This is a genomic window from Candidatus Pantoea floridensis (genome assembly GCF_900215435.1).
Lineage (GTDB): Bacteria > Pseudomonadota > Gammaproteobacteria > Enterobacterales > Enterobacteriaceae > Pantoea > Pantoea floridensis.
In genome coordinates this window covers 3,835,267-3,853,961 of sequence record NZ_OCMY01000001.1, presented here as the reverse complement: position 1 = coordinate 3,853,961, position 18,695 = coordinate 3,835,267, and the positions used below count along the sequence as shown (strand labels likewise).

General features: G+C 56.5%; 18 protein-coding genes. 13 read left to right on the top strand and 5 right to left on the bottom strand.

All coding sequences use genetic code 11. From position 1 onward, the window contains the following. Positions 1-3: 3 nt before the first annotated feature. The 3 genes from CRO19_RS17990 to cutC form a co-directional block, all read right to left on the bottom strand. Positions 4-624, bottom strand: coding sequence for a LysE family translocator (locus CRO19_RS17990; protein ID WP_097097063.1), 621 nt, complete (start codon positions 622-624; stop codon positions 4-6). 233 nt (positions 625-857) lie between these two features. After that, a complete protein-coding gene (locus CRO19_RS17985) occupies positions 858-1,715 on the bottom strand; it encodes a hypothetical protein (RefSeq protein ID WP_097097062.1) in 858 nt (285 codons plus the stop codon). Positions 1,716-1,951: 236 nt separating this feature from the next. After that, complete coding sequence (cutC, locus tag CRO19_RS17980; protein WP_097097061.1) at positions 1,952-2,704, bottom strand: copper homeostasis protein CutC; 753 nt, start codon at positions 2,702-2,704, stop codon at positions 1,952-1,954. Positions 2,705-2,788: 84 nt separating this feature from the next. On the opposite strand from cutC, the gene CRO19_RS17975 reads away from it, so the two are divergent. Then, positions 2,789-3,928: a MalY/PatB family protein gene (locus CRO19_RS17975; RefSeq protein ID WP_097097060.1), complete on the top strand. Its 1,140-nt coding sequence runs from the start codon at positions 2,789-2,791 to the stop codon at positions 3,926-3,928. On the opposite strand, the gene CRO19_RS17970 is transcribed toward CRO19_RS17975, so the two are convergent. Continuing rightward, a complete protein-coding gene (locus tag CRO19_RS17970; RefSeq protein WP_097097059.1) occupies positions 3,925-4,485 on the bottom strand; it encodes a VOC family protein in 561 nt (186 codons plus the stop codon). The genes CRO19_RS17975 and CRO19_RS17970 overlap by 4 nt on opposite strands. 605 nt (positions 4,486-5,090) lie before the next feature. Between CRO19_RS17970 and argS the strand changes: the two genes are divergently transcribed. The 5 genes from argS (at position 5,091) to aroQ (ending at position 11,198) form a co-directional block, all read left to right on the top strand. Further along, positions 5,091-6,821, top strand: a complete 1,731-nt coding sequence (gene argS, locus CRO19_RS17965; RefSeq protein ID WP_097097058.1) for an arginine--tRNA ligase — start codon at positions 5,091-5,093, stop codon at positions 6,819-6,821. 453 nt (positions 6,822-7,274) lie between these two features. Then, positions 7,275-8,654 carry an MFS transporter gene (locus CRO19_RS17960; protein WP_097097057.1) on the top strand — a complete coding sequence of 460 codons (1,380 nt, stop codon included), beginning with the start codon at positions 7,275-7,277 and terminating at the stop codon, positions 8,652-8,654. A gap of 17 nt (positions 8,655-8,671) precedes the next feature. Next, the gene (locus CRO19_RS17955) at positions 8,672-9,931 is read left to right on the top strand and encodes a gallate dioxygenase (protein ID WP_097097056.1); all 1,260 of its coding nucleotides are present in this window, start codon (positions 8,672-8,674) and stop codon (positions 9,929-9,931) included. Then, positions 9,931-10,770 (top strand): amidohydrolase family protein, encoded by an 840-nt coding sequence (locus CRO19_RS17950; protein ID WP_097097055.1) that lies wholly within the window; start codon positions 9,931-9,933, stop codon positions 10,768-10,770. Before CRO19_RS17955 ends, CRO19_RS17950 begins: the two co-directional genes overlap by 1 nt. After that, positions 10,767-11,198, top strand: a complete 432-nt coding sequence (gene aroQ / locus CRO19_RS17945) for a type II 3-dehydroquinate dehydratase (RefSeq protein WP_097097054.1) — start codon at positions 10,767-10,769, stop codon at positions 11,196-11,198. The genes CRO19_RS17950 and aroQ overlap by 4 nt, the downstream gene beginning before the upstream one ends. On the opposite strand, the gene CRO19_RS17940 is transcribed toward aroQ, so the two are convergent. Beyond that, a complete protein-coding gene (locus CRO19_RS17940) occupies positions 11,199-12,425 on the bottom strand; it encodes a LysR family transcriptional regulator (RefSeq protein WP_097097699.1) in 1,227 nt (408 codons plus the stop codon). It abuts the gene before it with no gap. Positions 12,426-12,553: 128 nt separating this feature from the next. Here CRO19_RS17940 and galB point away from each other — a divergent pair, with 128 nt between their 5' ends. The 7 genes from galB (at position 12,554) to CRO19_RS17905 (ending at position 18,691) form a co-directional block, all read left to right on the top strand. Beyond that, positions 12,554-13,294 carry a 4-oxalmesaconate hydratase gene (gene galB / locus CRO19_RS17935; RefSeq protein WP_097097053.1) on the top strand — a complete coding sequence of 247 codons (741 nt, stop codon included), beginning with the start codon at positions 12,554-12,556 and terminating at the stop codon, positions 13,292-13,294. Next, a complete protein-coding gene (locus CRO19_RS17930; RefSeq protein WP_097097052.1) occupies positions 13,291-14,004 on the top strand; it encodes a 4-carboxy-4-hydroxy-2-oxoadipate aldolase/oxaloacetate decarboxylase in 714 nt (237 codons plus the stop codon). The genes galB and CRO19_RS17930 overlap by 4 nt, the downstream gene beginning before the upstream one ends. A gap of 3 nt (positions 14,005-14,007) precedes the next feature. Then, a complete protein-coding gene (locus tag CRO19_RS17925) occupies positions 14,008-15,096 on the top strand; it encodes a 4-oxalomesaconate tautomerase (protein WP_097097051.1) in 1,089 nt (362 codons plus the stop codon). 3 nt (positions 15,097-15,099) lie between these two features. After that, positions 15,100-15,984, top strand: coding sequence for an NAD(P)-dependent oxidoreductase (locus tag CRO19_RS17920; protein ID WP_097097050.1), 885 nt, complete (start codon positions 15,100-15,102; stop codon positions 15,982-15,984). Positions 15,985-16,098: 114 nt separating this feature from the next. Then, positions 16,099-16,554: a GlcG/HbpS family heme-binding protein gene (locus CRO19_RS17915; protein ID WP_097097049.1), complete on the top strand. Its 456-nt coding sequence runs from the start codon at positions 16,099-16,101 to the stop codon at positions 16,552-16,554. 15 nt (positions 16,555-16,569) lie between these two features. Then, a complete protein-coding gene (locus CRO19_RS17910) occupies positions 16,570-17,097 on the top strand; it encodes a sugar dehydrogenase complex small subunit (protein WP_097097048.1) in 528 nt (175 codons plus the stop codon). Continuing rightward, positions 17,090-18,691, top strand: coding sequence for a GMC family oxidoreductase (locus tag CRO19_RS17905; RefSeq protein ID WP_097097047.1), 1,602 nt, complete (start codon positions 17,090-17,092; stop codon positions 18,689-18,691). Before CRO19_RS17910 ends, CRO19_RS17905 begins: the two co-directional genes overlap by 8 nt. The last annotated feature ends 4 nt before the right edge of the window (positions 18,692-18,695 follow it).

Sequence of the window (18,695 nt, the reverse complement as noted above, 5' to 3'; positions counted from 1 at the left end):
AGCTTAACGCCGCGACAGCGCCAGCTTCGCGGCAAAGCCAATAAATACGCAGCCAGTCAGGCGATCCATCACTTTCAGTACCGCAGGACGACGCAGATGCGCCGCGAAGTACTGGCTGCCACCAATCAGCACGGCATTCCACACCAGACCAATCATCATGTGCGTCAACGCCATTAGCGTGCACCACAGCGGCACCGATGCGCCTGCCGGAATGAACTGCGGCAGGAAGGTGACATAGAATACGCCGACCTTGGGGTTAAGCAGGTTGCCGAATAATCCGCGCGTGAAGCAGGCGAAATAACGTTGTTCTTTACTCTGCGCGCGCTGCCCTACTTCCGCCTGCGTGCGCGGATTGATCAACAGTTTGACGCCAAGATAAAGCAGATACGCCGCACCGATCCATTTCAGCAGGTTATAAGCCATTTCCGAGGCCAGCAGCAGCGCACCCAAACCCAGTCCCACCGCAACGCCCCACACCAAACAGCCGAGCGTGACGCCCAGCGCCGTTACCGAGGCGCGTTTCCAGCCTTGCGCGGCGGCGGAACGCAGTACCAGCGCAGTATCAAAGCCGGGTGTGAGCGTCAGAATGGTGATGGCAAAGAGGAATGAAAGGATCAGGGTCATAGGTTTGTCCGGTGCGTTTCAGGCAAAGAACAAGGGCCGCTGCGTAAAGACGTCGTGGACACATCCCTGTGGACTCTGCCAGCGGTTACTCGCCTCATCCATGAGGCTCGCCCACTTCGTGGGCCAACGCTTCGCATTGTTCAAAAACGCTCCCGGCGTTTTTGTCCATGCGCTGGAAGCTTTACTACGCGGCCCTTGTTCATTGCCTTAATGTTAAATTGGTGTGTTTGGCGTTAATCTTGGGCAGCTGATTCGCCTGGCGAGTTCCAGTATTGATATTTATAGGCTGAGCTAAGATGGCGTTCAATGGTGCCTTTGGCAAACACTTCGGTTTCATGCAGATAGCTCAATGTACAGTTGCCCACCTCATCCCACAGCTGGCATTCGTCCACCGAGCGCAGCGTGCTAACCGGCGTTGTCGAGGTGCCATTCAGGCGCAGTTCCCGCCACTGGTTGTCATAACTGTAGGTATCTTTGCTGCGTGCGCTGGTGGATGAAATGACCAATCCCTGCGGATTCCAGCGCCAGCTGTTTTCGCCGTTGCTCATGCTGTCGCTACCGCGCGCCACGCTTTTTTCAACGCGGAGCTGTTTGTCATAGCGATATGTCGTGTCGGTAAAGCCCTCTTTGCCCATGCTGGTAAATTTATCGGAGGAGCTGACAATGTTGCCGTGCTGTCCGATTTGCCAGCTAATGGTGCCCTGCCGGTTATCTACAACTTCTTCCTGACCAGCCTTGATGACTTTGACCAGATAAGCATATTCCGCCACCCAGCCTCGCTGCACGCGGGCGATATGCTGTTCCATGGTCAGTAAAACGTTGCCTTCATTTTTGTCATAGGAGATATCGGCCACCATCAAATCGCCGCACTGATTAAACTGACCGAGCACGCGCTTTTGCGAATTAACATCTTTGCCAAACTCGCCGGCCACCACTTGACGCACCGCACCTTTGGCATCGCCACCCAGCATAATCCAATTGTTACTGCTGGTGATATTTTTACTCAGCGGCGGACACGCGGAACTTGCCGCCAGCGCGATACCACAGTAAGGAATAAGCAGCACTAAAACGGCACAAGGGAAGGATTTCATGAAGGTTATCCGTACGAAGCCATAAGTAATCAAAGCATCATTTGCTGGAACACGCTATTACGACTTGAAATCTTTCCCAAAAAATTCGAACGACAGGAACGCACGCCGCCAACCCATCTGTAGCCTGAAGTATGAAGGGGATAGACAAAAAGAACCCCAGCAAAAATGCTGGGGTTGGTACTTGCAAACATCACGTCATGTGAACTGGCGTGCTGCGCGGCAAAACTGGTGCGGATTCAGGCTACCCGGACGGTGGTTAACTGCGTCATGCTTTTCATGGCTTCAACGACATCACCATCAACGCAGTAGCGGCTGAATTCATCGGTTTCCGCTTCGGAGCACATTGAAACACCGGCTTTACGGTAGCGCATCGGCGAAGCGACTAAGCGGCTGGCGGAGCTGTGGACTTCCTGCAATCCACTGTCGATAAACTTCTGAATATTGCTCAAGCGTACGCCCGCACCGGCCATAATAATCGGACCTGTGCTGTGCTCATTTAGTTCCCGTAATAATGCAATTCCTGCTTCGGCACTCTGTTGCTGGCCGGAAGTCAGAATACGCGCGATGCCTAAATCAGCCAGCACTTCTAGCGAACGTTTAGGGCTGTGGCATAAATCAAAGGCGCGATGAAACGTCACCGCCATGCCATCACACAGCGCCATAATCTGCTGCATACGGGCAATATCGACATGCGCATCTTCATCCAGCATGCCTATAACCAATCCCGGAAAACCCAATTCACGCATTAGTGAGACATCAGATTTCATCGTCTCAAACTCTCGCGGGGTGTAACAAAAATCGCCACCGCGCGGACGGACAATAGGATGAACCGGGATCGAAATTTCACGGCGTGCCGCTTCCAACACGCCAGCTGAAGGCGTCAACCCACCTTCGCGCGGCGCACTACACAGCTCCACGCGATCGGCACCGGATTGCTGCGCAGTCATTGCACAATCGATGCCGTAGCAACAAATTTCCAGTTTCGTCATACCATGCTCCTTTCATGACTTCTGGCTCGGGAGGAATGCTTCAGTTAATCTGCTTAATTGGATAGTTTACGTGGAACTCGCACAATGGCATTCGATTTTGATCAATGGATAGACCGTCGTCACAGCGATAGTTTGAAATGGCACAAATATGGCGATCGCGATGTGTTGCCGTTATGGGTGGCTGACACGGATTTCAGGTCTCCACCTGCCGTGATTGAGGCGATTAAAAAGCGTGCGGATCATGGCGTATTTGGCTACGGCGCAGCGCCAGACGGATTGATTGATATCACTATTTCCCGCTTAGCGCAGCGCTACAACTGGCATATTCAGCCCGACTGGCTGGTGTTGCTGCCGGGCGTCGTATGCGGTTTAAATCTTTCGGTCCGCGCGTTCACAGAGTCTGGCCAGTCTACCGTTGCTCCCACGCCGATTTATCCCCCTTTTCGTACCGCTGCACAATTGGCCGAGCGCACGCAGGTGAACCTACCCATGCATCTGCAGGGCGATCGATGGGTCATGGATCTCAACACCAGCACCATGCAGGGAAATGAACGCCTGCTGATGTTATGCAATCCACATAATCCATGTGGCACGGTTTATCGTCGGGATGAGCTTGAGGCGCAGCTGGCGTTTGCTCAGCAGCATGATTTGATTGTTTGCTCCGATGAAATTCATTGCGATTTATTGTTATCACCGGACGTGCACCATATTCCATTCGCGACGCTGAGTGAGGATGCGGCACAGCGCAGTATTACCCTGATTTCCCCGTCAAAAAGCTTCAATATCGCAGGATTAGGCGCATCACTGGCGATCATTCCCAACCGCGAATTAAGACAACGCTTTAAGCAGGTCCGTGAAGGGATTGTGCCAGGCGTTGATATCCTGGCGCTCGTGGCGGCAGAGGCTGCGTGGCGGGATGGCGAGGCGTGGCTGACTGCCCAGCTCGATTATTTACGCGCTAATCGCGATCGGTTGGTGGCACAGGTCAATGCCCTGCCAGCACTGCGCATGACTGCGCCGGAAGCAACCTATCTCGGCTGGATCGACGCCAGTCGACTCGCTGTCGACACTCCCGCGCTTTACTTTGAACAGCATGGGCTGGGCTTTTCACCTGGCGGCGATTTTGGTGATGATCGCTTTGTGCGTTTTAACTTTGGCTGCACCCGCGTCACGCTTGAGCAGGCGGTAACACGTTTGCAGCATGCGGTCGCTGCGCGCGGTTAATCCTGTTCGCTGGCAACGATCTCCTCTAATCGCCAGGGATGAAACTTAATGGTGGTTTGCCCGTCCGTAACGGCCAGCGTCGGGTTGGGCAAGCGCTCGTTTTCCCCTTTTGGCGCACTGGTCTTGAAGGAGATGCCAGGCTGCGTCAAAGCCTCATCGGAAAGCAAGGCCATCGCACGCTTACCCAGCGATTCCGGATCGCCGCGCAGCACAATCTCCACATGCTCCCACCCTTCATGGCGATAGAGTTTCTCGCCCGGCCACGGCAGTTCAATCACATCGACTTGCCAGCCGGCCAGGTTTAGCGGCTGATGCAGTTTAAACAGGCAGATTGGACGCCCATTAATAATTGCCTGTGAAAACTGGTGCCCCATTTGCAAAAATCCGGCTTTCCAGCGTTCCGCTGTCGCAAATTGGTGGCAGCGCACCGCCACATGATCGGCTTCATGTTCCGCCAGATTAATGCCTAAACGTTCAGCAAAATGTTCAAGAGATTGTGCAAAACGCATCAGGTCTTGTTCTAAGTCATCCAGTTCCTGCGGAAAGTGGGTCTGCATCACGCCATTACCTCAATATCAGTTCACGTTTATTAATCAATATGAAATTTGATAAGTGTTGATTCCACTTGACAAAATTGTCGGATTCATCCGATTTCAGTGAAGAAATGCCCTAAAACAGCATAAATAGCCCATTCATTTCAGATTTATCGTTAAAACAGGTCCAGTAGTTACTTTATGAAAGTGACCTAACCCACTGTTATTCTTAATAATAGTTAATACAATGAGATAAGTCTTATTTAAGTTCCAAACAATTGCAGCTTGCTACCCTTTCTTATAAATTTGTGTTTCACCACTACAAGGAACGGCCTTATGTCTATGCTCATTGTTGTCGCGGTCCTGATTGCACTAATGGGATTTGCAATTTCCCGCCACTGGAAGGCCCGTGAAGACAAAACTGTTAAAAATCCTCGTCGTCACTCACGGCGCCGTTAATCGGCGCTGGAGGTCCGACGTGGCCACTCATAGCATACCGAAAAGCTGACGCAACTTAACATTTCACGTATACTTCCCCTCTTATTTTTCCGTCCCGCCGTACAGTTGTGGGATGACGACATCGGCTCGCCGCCTGCTGGCGGGCCTTTTCAGCATATGAAGGTAACGCGGTGAATATTCAGGCTCTTCTTTCCGACAAAGTCAGTCAGGCAATGGTAGCGGCGGGTGCGCCTGCCGATTGCGAACCTCAGGTTCGTCAGTCTGCGAAGGTGCAGTTCGGTGATTATCAGGCAAACGGTATCATGGCCGTGGCGAAAAAGCTTGGTCAGGCACCGCGACAACTGGCTGAGCAGGTGATTCAGCATCTGGATCTCACCGGTATCGCCAGCAAAGTTGAAATTGCCGGCCCCGGTTTTATCAATATCTTCCTTGATCGTCAGTGGTTAGCCGGGCAAACCGCCCAGGCGTTGCAGTTGCCACGTTTGGGTGTGAGCACCGTTAAACCACAAACTATCGTGATTGACTACTCCGCGCCCAATGTGGCGAAACAGATGCACGTGGGCCACGTGCGCTCCACCATCATTGGTGATGCAGCCGTGCGCACGCTGGAGTTTCTCGGACATCACGTTATCCGTGCCAACCACGTAGGTGATTGGGGCACGCAGTTTGGCATGCTGATCGCCTATCTGGAAAAGCAGCAGAACGAGAATCATGAAGCGATCGCGCTGGCCGATTTAGAAGCCTTTTATCGCGAAGCTAAAGTGACTTACGACGCGGACGAAGCCTTTGCCGAGCGCGCACGCAACTACGTAGTGAAACTGCAAGGCGGTGATGAATATTGCCGCAGTATGTGGAAGAAACTGGTTGATATCACTATGAGCCAGAATCAATTGGTTTATGACCGCCTTAATGTGACCCTGTCACGTAATGATGTGATGGGTGAAAGCCTGTACAACGATATGTTGCCGGGTATTGTCGCCGACCTGCGTGAAAAAGGTCTGGCAGTGACCAGCGAAGGCGCCACCGTGGTTTTCCTTGATGAGTTCAAAAACAAGGAAGGTGAACCGATGGGCGTGATCATCCAGAAGAAAGATGGCGGCTATCTCTATACCACCACCGATATCGCCTGTGCTAAATACCGTTACGAAACGCTGCATGCCGATCGCGTGCTTTACTACATTGATTCGCGCCAGCATCAGCATTTGCAGCAAGCTTGGACCATCGTGCGCAAAGCTGGCTACGTGCCGGAATCCGTCCCGCTTGAACACCATGCGTTTGGCATGATGCTGGGCAAAGATGGCCGTCCGTTCAAAACCCGCAGCGGTGGCACCATTCGCCTGGCCGATCTGCTGGACGAAGCAGTGGAACGTGCGCATGCGCTGGTGAGTGAGAAGAATCCAGAGATGTCAGCGCAAGAGCTGAAAGATCTGTCAGAAGTGGTCGGTATCGGCGCAGTAAAATATGCCGATTTGTCGAAAAGCCGCACCACCGATTACATCTTCGATTGGGACAACATGCTGGCCTTTGAGGGTAATACCGCGCCCTATATGCAGTATGCCTATACGCGCGTGCTGTCAGTATTCCGCAAAGCGGGTATTGATGCCGATAGCCTGAGCGGCGACATCGTGCTGACCGAAGAGCGTGAAGCGCAGCTGGCAACGCGTCTGCTGCAGTTCGAAGAAGTGATTACTCAGGTGGCGCGCGACGGTACACCACACGTGATGTGTGCTTACCTGTATGAACTGGCGGGTCAATTCTCCGGCTTCTATGAACACTGCCCGATTCTTTCGGCTGAGGATGAGAATATCCGTCACAGCCGATTGCAGCTCGCCGCGTTAACTGCAAAGACGCTGAAACAAGGCCTCGATACGCTGGGCATTAAAACCGTCGAACGTATGTAATATCTTCAGGCGGAGCATGCCTCGGGCATTCTCCGCTTACTTACACGTCTATCCATCCCCTTTCGTTTTCATTCTCGTCGCCTATTTCCTACGCTGATGCCCGCCCTTTTTCACCCATAGTCCACCGATCTCACCACGCTTTTTCGTCTGCGTTCTCTCCATCCTCTTACGGCTTTTTTTCCTGAATCCGCGGATTTGAAAATTTACGACGCAGCTCACCAAATAAACAAAACTCATACCTTGATAACCATTTTATGGCAGACAAACCTACTCAGCCCCCCTAATTTGGTAATCGAACCCGAAACAAAAATACATTTAACAAGCTGTTTTAACAGCAAAAAATAATAATAACTCTCCCTGCCGTCGGGTTAAAGTGATGCCGTTAATGTCAATTAGCGCAGATAAAAGGTTTAACCCAGCGATGTTATTAATAAAAAAATCAGAGCGTATCCTATGAGCAATCACGACATTATCGATGTAAAAGGCTGGATCGACGCCCGCCCGATCACCGGATACCAGTGGCTGACCCTTGCCCTGTGTTTCATCATCATCATGTTTGATGGCTATGACGCGGCAGCAATGGGGTTCATTGCACCAGCCCTGATTGAGGATTGGGGCATTAGTCATGCGGAAATGGGGCCGATTCTTGGCGCCGCCATGTTTGGCGTGGCAATCGGTGCGCTGATCGCCGGCCCGTGGTCCGACAAATTCGGCCGTAAAAGGGTGCTGCTGCTGTCAATCGCTGTCTTTGCCTGCTTTAGCCTGATGAGCGCTTTCGCTCGTACGCCGCTGGAAATGGGCGCGTTACGTTTTCTCACCGGCCTCGGTCTCGGGGCGGTCATGCCAAACTGCGTCACCCTCGTGTCGGAATACATGCCGGAACGCCGCCGCAGCCTGATGATCACCGTAATGTACAGCGGCTTTAATATTGGTTCCGGCCTGGGTGGTTTTATTGCTGCCGGCATGTTGCCGCACTATGGCTGGCAAGCGGTATTGGGCTTTGGCGGCCTGCTGCCACTGCTGATGTTGCCCCTCCTGCTGTGGCTGTTACCTGAATCGGCCATGTATATGGTGGTACGCAAAGTCAGTCGGGACAAAATTGCCGCCGTGCTTAAACGCCTCGGTGGTGAGTTCGCGGTAGGGACCGCCTTCGTTCTTAATGCCCCGGTGATCCCGAAGAAAGCCCAGGTGCTACAACTGTTCAGCCGTGGTTATGCCGGCGGTACGCTGGTGTTGTGGCTGACCTATTTTATGGGACTGTTTGTCATCTACCTGCTCAACGGCTGGTTGCCGACCATTATGCGGTCCGGCGGCGTGACGCTGGAGCGCGCAGCGATTGTTGCCGGCTTATTCCAGCTGGGCGGAACGGTTGGCGGCCTGCTGGTAGGCGGGTTGATGGATCGTTTTAAAGCTAAATACGTGATTGCTCTGTTCTATCTGCTGGGCAGTTTCTGCCTGGTATCGCAGGGAATCTGGGGCTTTGGTCCTACGGTGCTGGCACTGCTGGTATTCATGGCGGGTATTTGCATCAACGGGGCGCAAACCGGATTGCAGGCATTTTCTCCCGCATTCTACCCCACCGAAATGCGTGCCACTGGCGTGTGCTGGATGCACGGTATTGGCCGTAGCGGTGCCATTATCAGCTCTTCTCTGGGCGGCGTGCTGCTCGGCGTTTTTCCTGGGCAAACCGCTATTTTTATCGTTTTGTCGCTCCCGGCAGTTTTGGCGGCACTCTCCATCACCCGACATCACCCTGCGCAGGTGACGCGTCAGGTCAAAGGCATCGACCTTAATGACCTGCCGTCCCTGTCGCGTACCCTGAATAATCGATGAAATAGAGGTCACAACTCATGGCTAAAATCATAGGCGGTCTGGCAGTTTCTCATACCCCCACCATTGGCTTCGCGGTCGATCACAACAAACAGCAGGAAGGCGCATGGGCGCCAATATTCGATGGCTTTGCGCCGATGCAGCGCTGGCTGGAAGAGAAGAAACCGGATGTGCTGCTGTATGTGTTTAACGATCACGTTACCTCGTTCTTTTTCGATCACTACTCGGCCTTTGTACTGGGCATTGATGATGAATATGCCGTCGCAGATGAAGGTGGCGGACCGCGCGATTTGCCGCCGGTAAAAGGCCATGCGGCGCTGTCGCAGCATATTGGTGCCAGCCTGATGGCCGATGAGTTCGATATGTCATTCTTCCAGGACAAAGCACTGGATCACGGGCTATTTTCTCCGCTTTCGGCGCTGGCACCGTGGCAAGGCGGCTGGCCAATGCAGGTGGTTCCGCTGGCGGTGGGCGTTTTACAGTTCCCGATTCCAACGGCGCGCCGTTGCTATAAATTGGGTCAGGCGCTGAAACGCGCAGTGGAGAGTTTCCCGGAGGATCTGAAGGTTGCGGTGGTGGCGACCGGTGGCGTTTCTCATCAGGTGCACGGCGAGCGCTGCGGCTTCAATAATCCAGAATGGGATGCGCAGTTTATCGATCTGCTGATCAACGATCCTGAACGCCTGACCGAAATCACTCTGGCGGAATACGCCACGCTCGGCGGTCTGGAAGGTGCGGAAGTGATTATGTGGCTGATCATGCGCGGTGCGCTGTCGGCTAACGTCGAGAAGTTGCATCAGGACTATTATCTGCCTTCGATGACCGGCATCGCCACGCTAATCCTCGAAAACCAGTCGCGTGAGGCACCGGTAGATGTACATCAGCGCCAGCGCGACAAGATTAATCTGCAGCTGAGCGGTGTGGAAAAACTGCCAGGCACCTATCCCTTTACCCAGGCGCGCAGCCTGAAAGCGCTGCGAATCAACCGCTTCCTGCACCGCATGATTCAACCTGAATGGCGTAAGCGGTTCCGCGAAGCCCCGCAGGCGCTGTATCAGGAAGCGGGTTTAACCGCTGAAGAGCAAGCACTCATCACCCAGCTCGACTGGCGCGGCATGATCCATTATGGCGTCAGTTTCTTCCTGCTGGAAAAACTCGGCGCGGTGGTTGGCGTCTCTAACCTGCATATCTACTCGGCGATGCGTGGCGAAACGCTGGAGCAGTTCCAGCAGACGCGCAATCAACAAGTGCTCTATTCGGTGGCGGGGAAAGCAGACTGATGTTTACGCAACCGGTCATCGACTGCCATCACCACGTTTTTGACCCTAAAAACTTTCCCTGGGCGCCCGAAAGCGCCTATAACCCAGACGGGCACGAGCTGGCAACGCCGGATTACTATCGCGCCGTGATGCAGGCCTACAACATCCGCCACTCGCTGATTGTCGGTCCAACCTCGGGTTACAACACCGACAACCGCTGCCTGTTGGATACCATCAAACGCGGTGAAGGCCGTTTTAAGGGCATTGCGGTTACGCCGCGTGATGTGGATAGCGATACGCTCGCCTGCCTGAAATCACAGGGCATTGTCGGTGTAGCGCTTAACGTGGCGATGTTGGGCACCGAACCGTTTATTCAGCTGGATGGCCTGATGGGCAGGCTAGCGGAGCTGGATCTGTTTGCTCAAATCCAGGTGCAAAACGACCAGCTACTGGCACTGATGCCGCTACTGTCACGCACCCGCACGCGCCTGCTGATTGACCATTCGGGTCGGCCGGATGTGGGCGCAGGCTTAGCACAACCGGCGTTTCAGGCGCTGCTGTCGCTGGCCGGTCAGCAACGCACCAGCGTCAAGCTCTCCGGGCTGGCGAAATTCACCCGCCAGCCGTATCCCTTTAGCGATGGTCATCCTTATTTGCTGGCTTTGCTGGACGCTTTCGGCGCGGAACACTGCATGTGGGGCTCGGACTGGCCCTTCCTGCGCGCTACTGAACGCATGGATATGGGCACGCAACTGCTGCTCATCGAACAGCTGATCCCCGATGAAAAGAGCCGCCGTCAGGTGCTGTGGCACACGCCGCAGCGGCTGTTTGGTTTTACTGAATTACAGGAGTCACGATGAGAACCATCTATGTTTTGAACGGCCCGAACCTCAATTTACTGGGCACCCGCGAGCCGGAAACCTACGGCTCCGACACGCTGCAAAGCGTGGAAGCGCTATGCCGCGCAACGGCGGAAGAGCTCGGCGTGGCGATTGAGTTTCGTCAGACCAACCACGAAGGTGAAATGATCGAGTGGATACAGCAGGCGCGCCTACAGGCGCAGGCGCTGGTGATCAATCCGGCGGCATGGACGCACACCTCGGTAGCGATCCGCGATGCCGTTACCGGCGTGGCGCTGCCGCTATGGGAAGTGCACATTACCAACGTGCACAAACGTGAACCCTTTCGTCACCACTCCTATCTTTCGGACGTGGCGCAGGGTGTGATCTGCGGCTACGGTATACGCGGCTACCGCTATGCGTTGATGGAAGCGGCGCGCGTAAGCTGACTATTCACCCTGCCCGCACACTTCACGCAGGCAGCGGATCAACGCATCCGCTGCCGGAGAGTGCAGGCAGCCTGCACGCACCGTCAGCCCGATGGCGCGTTCGGTATCCGGCAACGGCACCGGCAACGCCACCAGCGCGCCGGAGGCCAGCTCAACTTCCAGCTGATGGGCGGAGACGGCCGCCAGCATGTCGGACTGCAGCAGCAAGCCACGCACCAGTGCCAGATCGCCGGTTTCCACCACCGGATCCGGCGCCGGAATGCTCATCGCCTGGAAACTGTTATTCAGCAGATAGCGCGCTGGCGTTGCCGAACGCGGCAACACCCAACGCGCAGCGCGCAGATCGTCGGTAGCAATCTCACGTCCCACCAGCGGATGATCGTGGCGCGCCAACAACACCATACGCTCTGAGAACAGTGTTTCTCGCGTAACGTCTAACGCCTCTTCATCGCGACGCAGCGCACCAAAGATAAAATCAACATCGCCGGAGCGCATTTCCGCGGCCAGCACGCCAAAGGCGCTTTCACTGGTCACCACGCGAACCCCCGGATAACGCGCCGTCAGCATCACGATCGCCTGCGGCAATATCCGCGTGCGACCCAGCGGCAAGGCACCGACGCGCACTGTCCCCTCCAGAATCCCACTACGCGCGGCAATATCAGCCGGAATATGGCGCAGTTCATTCAGCGCACGTCGCACGTTAGGCTCGATTTCCCGTCCAGCGAGTGAAGGCATCATGCCTTGTGGCGTGCGTTCCAGCAGCGCGATACCTGCTCCATTTTCCAGCACGCGCAGTGCGGCACTCACTGCAGGTTGGCTGAGTTCGAGACGCGTCGCCACCGTCTGCATATGTCGTGTCTGACATAAGGTGATAAAAATTTGCAGGCGCCGCACGTTGAACAACCACAGCGGTTCGGCATCGCTACGCTGTGCGCCACGCCCCTGCAGTTTAGCCAGGCGCTGCGGTACCTGATGCAACTCCTCAATCGCGCGTAAGGCGCGCGGCAGTACACATTTGCCGAAGTCAGTCAGCATCATGCCGCCAGCGTGGCGCTCAAACAGCGTGACGCCTAACGTGACTTCAAGGTCGCGAATGGCGCGCGTAATCGCCGACTGGGTGCGAAATAATTCATCTGCCGCACGAGAGACACTTCCCTGTGCTACCACCTGACAAAAGGCTCTGATTTGCATCAAGTTTGTCAGTTCCTGACTCGCATTTTTCGCCATCTTTCCCTGCCCACTTTCTCCACCGATCGATGTCGCAATATAAATAAAACGCATACCCGCTGCAATCAAATGAATTATCCGCACCGCGCCCGCAGTGACAGCATGGAAAAAACAGCGGAGGACTAAACATGACCGAAAATACAGCTAAAAAAACCGCGCTGGTGGTCAGCGCGCACTCAGCAGATTTCGTCTGGCGCGCGGGTGGCGCCATCGCGCTTCATCATGCACAGGGCTACGCGGTGCACGTTGTCTGTCTCTCATTTGGCGAACGCGGTGAATCGGCCAAGCTGTGGCGTAAAGGGGAGATGAGCGAAGAGAAAGTGAAAACTGCCCGGCGCAGCGAGGCGCAGGCGGCGGCCGACATTCTGGGGGCCAGCATCGAGTTTTTTGACCTTGGCGATTACCCGCTGCGTGCCGACAAAGAAACCCTGTTCCGCCTGGCCGATGTTTATCGTCGGGTGCAGCCGCACTTTGTCCTGACCCACTCATTGCAGGATCCCTACAACTACGATCACCCAATGGCCACGCACCTTGCGCAGGAAGCGCGCATTATCGCCCAGGCTGAAGGTTATCGTCCGGGCGAAAAAATCGTTGGTGCACCGCCGGTTTACTGCTTCGAACCGCATCAGCCAGAGCAGTGCAACTGGAAACCGGATGTGCTGCTGGATATCACCTCGGTGTGGGATAAGAAATATCAGGCAATTCAGTGCATGGCCGGGCAGGAACATCTGTGGGAATACTACACGCGCGTCGCACAGCAGCGCGGCGTGCAGGCCAAGCGCAACGTCGGGATCACCAGCCAGCGCGATATCGTTTATGGCGAAGGCTATCAAAGCATCTTCCCACGCGTAACGGAGGATTTGGCATGAGCCTCATCGGTAAAAAAGGCGTGGCGGTGCGCACTATTCAACGTGCTGCTGCTGCAGATATCGACGCCCTGGCCCGCTCAGGTGTCGCCACCGTACACGAAGCGCAGGGGCGCACAGGCTTGCTCAATCCCGCCATTCGCCCCATTCAGCAGGATTGTGGCATTGCTGGCAGTGCAATCACCGTGCTGGTGGCACCAGGCGATAACTGGATGTTCCACGTGGCGGTGGAATTGTGTCAGCCGGGCGATGTGCTGGTGGTAGCGCCCACTTCACCGTGCAGTGACGGCTTTTTTGGCGATCTGCTGGCAACCTCGCTTCAGTCACGCGGCGTACGCGGACTGGTGGCAGATGTGGGGGTGCGCGATAGCCGCACGCTGCGCGCAATGGGTTTCGCGGTCTGGTCGCGTGCGGTGTATGCGCAAGGCACCGTGAAAGAGACGCTCGGTTCGGTCAATGTCCCGCTAGTGTGCGCCGGACAGCTGGTCTGGCCCGGTGACGTGATCGTGGCCGACGACGACGGCGTGGTAGTGGTGCCACGCAGTAACGCCGCCAGCGTGGCGGAAAAAGCGCGTCAGCGTGAAGCGCTAGAGGAGAGTAAACGTGCCCGCCTGGCAGACGGTGAGCTGGGGCTGGATATTTACCAGATGCGCCCGCGCCTGGCGGAAAAAGGACTGCGCTATCTCGACACGCTTGATCAACTGGAGGAGTAAGCCATGCGCCAGCGTCGCATTCCCTGCTTGTTGATGCGCGGCGGCACCTCAAAAGCCGCCTGCTTTCTGGCCCAGGATCTGCCAGCCGATCCCGCAGCGCGTGACCGGGTGCTGCTGGCGGTAATGGGATCGCCTGATATTCGCCAGATAGATGGCCTGGGGGGCGCCGATCCGCTGACCAGCAAAGTGGCGATCGTCAGCGCGTCCAGCCGCGACGATGCCGATGTCGACTACCTGTTTGCCCAGGTCAACGTCGATCAACCCCGCGTCGATTACGGGCAAAACTGCGGCAATATTCTCGCTGCCGTTGGGCCCTTCGCGGTCGAACGCGGGCTGGTTGCGCCGGGCCGTGAACGCACCACGGTGCGCATCTTTATGCAGAACACCGGGCAAATTGCTGAGGCAGCGTTCGCCACGCTCGGCGGGGAAGTCGACTATGACGGCGAACTGCGCATCGACGGCGTACCAGGCACGGCGGGCGAGATCGCCCTCACCTTTAACGATATTGCGGGATCGAGCTGTGGCGCCCTACTGCCGACCGGTCAACCGCGCGATCGCTTTGACGGCATCGACGTCACCTGCATCGACAACGGTATGCCGGTAATCCTGGTGCGTGCTGCGGATATCAATCGCAGCGGCTATGAAAGTCGCGAAGCGTTGGATAACGACAGCGAGCTGAAACAGCGGCTGGAGTCGATTCGGCTGCAGGCCGGGCCGCGCATGAATCTGGGTGATGTCAGCCAGCGCACGGTGCCGAAAGTGACTCTACTGGCTGAGGCACGCCACGGCGGCGCGATCAGCTCACGCACCTTTATTCCCCACCGCTGCCACGCCTCGATTGGCGTGCTCGGCGCGGTGAGCGTCGCCAGCGCCTGTCTGATCCCGGGTAGCGTCGCCGACGGCCTGGCGCGCACCAGCGATGCGCCTCAGCAGCGCCTAAGCGTGGAACACCCGAGCGGTGAGTTCAGCGTACTGCTACAGCGCAGCGGTGATAACCCGCTGGCGGGCTGCGGTTTGCTGCGCACCGCACGCGCGATTTTTGCCGGTGAAGTGTTGATTCCAGCGGCGATCTGGCCTTTCAGCAAGGAGTAGTTGATGAACATCACGTTTATTGGTTTTGGCGAAGCGGGCGGCATTCTGGCCCATGACTTACAGGCGCAGGGCAATGCGATAACGGTATGGGATCGTAAAGCCCTTGAGGCCGAGAACCTGCCCGCGCTACGGCAAAAAGCGCAGCACAGCGGCGTGCGGCTGGCCGACTCGCTGGCTGAAGCGTTGCAGGATGCCGCGCTGGTGCTCTCCACGGTGACCGCATCGCAGGCGCTAAACGTGGCGCAGCAGGCCGCACCGCTATTGCGGACCGGGCAGCATTTTCTCGATCTTAACTCAGTGGCACCGCATACCAAACGTGCCGCGGCTGAAGCGATTAACGCCGCCGGTGCCAGCTATATTGACGTGGCGGTAATGGCGCCGGTACCGCCCAAGCGGCTGGACACGCCGCTGCTGATCGGCGGCGTTCAGGCAGCTCAAGTACAGCTGCTGCTACAACAGCTCGGTTGCAACAGCCGCATGCTGGGTAGCGAAGTGGGTGAAGCTTCGGCGATCAAGATGTGCCGTAGCGTGATGATTAAAGGATTGGAAGCGCTGACCACTGAATGCCTGAGCGCAGCACGACAGTACGGCGTCGAGCAAGCGGTACTTGACTCGCTGCACGCCAGTTTTCCTTCGCTGGGCTGGAACGATCGGCTGCCGCACTACCTGATTAGCCGCGTGGCGGAGCACGGCCAGCGACGTGCGGAAGAGATGCAGGAAGTGGTGAAAACACTGCAAGACGTCAAGGTGCCGGCCGCGATGAGCGCAGCAATTGTTGCCACACAGCAAGGGCTGATAGATGCGTTAAACGCCCGCTCCCTGCGCTATCAACAACTGACACCGTTCATCTGGCAAGAGACGCTGGATAAGATCTATCCACCTCAATGAGTTATACGGATAGCGGTATGCGTTTTGTTTATCGGCAATTGTTTACATTTTTGCAACAGCGTAGCGTAAGCGAGACGAGAGCACGTTTAAAACAATAAATATCGGAAGCAAAAAATGAAGAGTAGAGCATCTGTCGCCCTTTCCCTGCTGCTGGCAGCGGGCGCTGGCCAGGCCAGCGCCGCCGCGCTGGACGCCAGCCTCACCAATCAGGTTATGACCCGTGTAAAAAATAGCATCAGCGCGCAGCACAGCACCGGCTGCGTGGCCGTGGTTGATGCCAGCGGCACGCTGCTGGCCTTCCAGCGCCTTGACGGCGCCTCGCCGGGTTGTGTCGATGCCGCGATAGGTAAAGCCCGCACCTCGGCGTTGTATCACACCCCCTCGCTGAAATTTATGCAGCGCTTACAGAGTGGCGAAACCACCGTTCTCGCCATCCCGCATGCCGTCGCACTCGGCGGGGGGTTCCCGCTCCAGCTGCAGAGTGAAGTGGTCGGTGCCGTTGGCGTCAGCACCCCCAAACAGGAACTGGATAATCAGGCTTCAGAGGCTGCCGCTCAGGCGCTGAAATAACTTTCGGGGATTTCCATGATGACTCTTTCACGCCGCCGGCTATTGACCGGCACGGCGGGCCTGCTGGTGGCTGGCGTCCTGAGGCAGGTGCTGCCCGGCAACCTCGCTTTCGCGGCACCCCCGCTGGCCGCCGCGGTTGCACCCTCCGCCAGTTTTCGCGCAATTTCCGTCACCCTCACCGGGCTGGAACAGCCGGATACGCTACTGGCACAGCGCCTGTACAGCTGGCTGCACGACCATGTCCCGCAGTTGGATAGCCAACTTGATACGCTCAGCACGCTACTGCAACAGCAACCGGTCGCCAACGGCGGCACGCTTCTGACGCTGTTGAGTACCCAACCCAAAGCCCTGAACGATCTTTATCAGGCGCTGGTTTCCGGTTGGTATCTGGGCGTCGTCGGCCCGCTGCCAAGGCCGCAGTGCATCGCCTTTGAAAATATTGTCAGCTATCAACTGGTACGCGATTCGCTGTTACCCCCGAGCTATGCGCCGGGACAACCTAACTTCTGGACGCAGCCGCCAGCAAGGAGAGCACATGTCTGATTCATTAAGCGCCGATGTGGTGGTGATTGGTGCCGGTATTGCCGGTTCACTGGCGGCACTGAAGATGGCCAACGCCGGCGCGTCGGTGCTGATACTGGAGTCCGGGCCGGAGATCAAACGCGACCGCGCGGTGGAATATTTCCGCAACTCGCCGTTTAAAGGCGATTTCACTGAACCTTACCCGCCGCAACCGTGGGCGCCGCAGCCGAAGTTCATCCCCAGCGATAACAATTACCTGATCCAGAAAGGCCCGGATCCCTATCGCGCCCAATATCTGCGCGGCACCGGCGGCACCACCTGGCACTGGGCGGGACAGGCTTTCCGTCTGCTGCCTAACGATATGCGTATTCAATCACTGTACGGCATTGGCCGCGACTGGCCGATCAGCTATGCCGAGCTGGAACCCTACTACTGCGACGCCGAGTATCAGATGGGCGTTTCTGGCGACAGCGATTTGGCTTCGCCGCGCTCACGTCCTTACCCGCTACCAGGCATTCCGCTGCCGTACGGTTTTGATCGCCTGAAGCAGCGTCTCGGTCCGCTGGGTTATGAGGTTGGCATTGGTCCACAGGCGCGCAACAGCATCGCTTATGATGGTCGCCCGGCCTGCTGTGGCAACAATAATTGCATGCCGGTGTGTCCGATTGATGCGCAATATCACGGTGGTATTGCCGCCCGTAAGGCGCTGGATGCCGGCGTGAAAATTGTCACCAACGCGGTGGTGTTTCGCATTGAAGCTGACGATAAAGGGACGATTCAGGCGGTACATTACCTCGATCAAAACAAAGCGCGTCATCGCGTCACCGGCAAACAGTTTGTCCTGACGGCGAACGGCATCGAGAGCCCGAAAATCCTGCTGCTTTCCACCAGCGAACGCTATCCGCACGGCATCGCCAACCGTTCCGGTATGGTGGGCCGTAATCTGATGGATCATCCGGGATCGTCGGTGGAGTTTTACGCTGATGAACCGGTGTGGTTTGGTCGTGGGCCGATGCGGCCAGGCAGCATTAACAACCTACGGGATGGCGATTTCCGTGCTGAACGCTCGGCGCTGCGCATCGATCTGTCCAACACCTCACCGGTGCGCTATCTCACCGAACGTCTGGTGCGTCAGGGTTACTACGGCCAGGCGCTCAACGACAAGCTGGCCTTCCAGGCCGAGCGTTTTGTCCAGCTGAAGTGCCTGCTGGAGATGCTGCCGGAACCGCAAAACCGCGTCACGCTGAGCAAAACGGAAAAGGATGCCTGGGGCATTCCACGCCTGGAGGTTCATTACCGCTTCCCGGAGTACGTGCATCGCGGTTATGACCAGTCGATGGTCGACTTCCAACGTATGGTTAAACAGATGGGCGGAACGGAGGCGATTTACAGTCCGCGCGGCGTTTACGATAACAACCAGCATATTACCGGCACCATGATTATGGGCAGTAATCCACAGGATTCGGTGGTAGATGGCCACTGCCGAACTCACGACCACCCGAACCTGTTTATCGCCGGCACCGGCATTATGCCCTCCGCGTCGACGGTCAATTCCACCCTGACCGGTACCGCGCTGGCGCTGCGCATGGCCGATAGCGTGCTGGCAAGCTTGTAAGGAG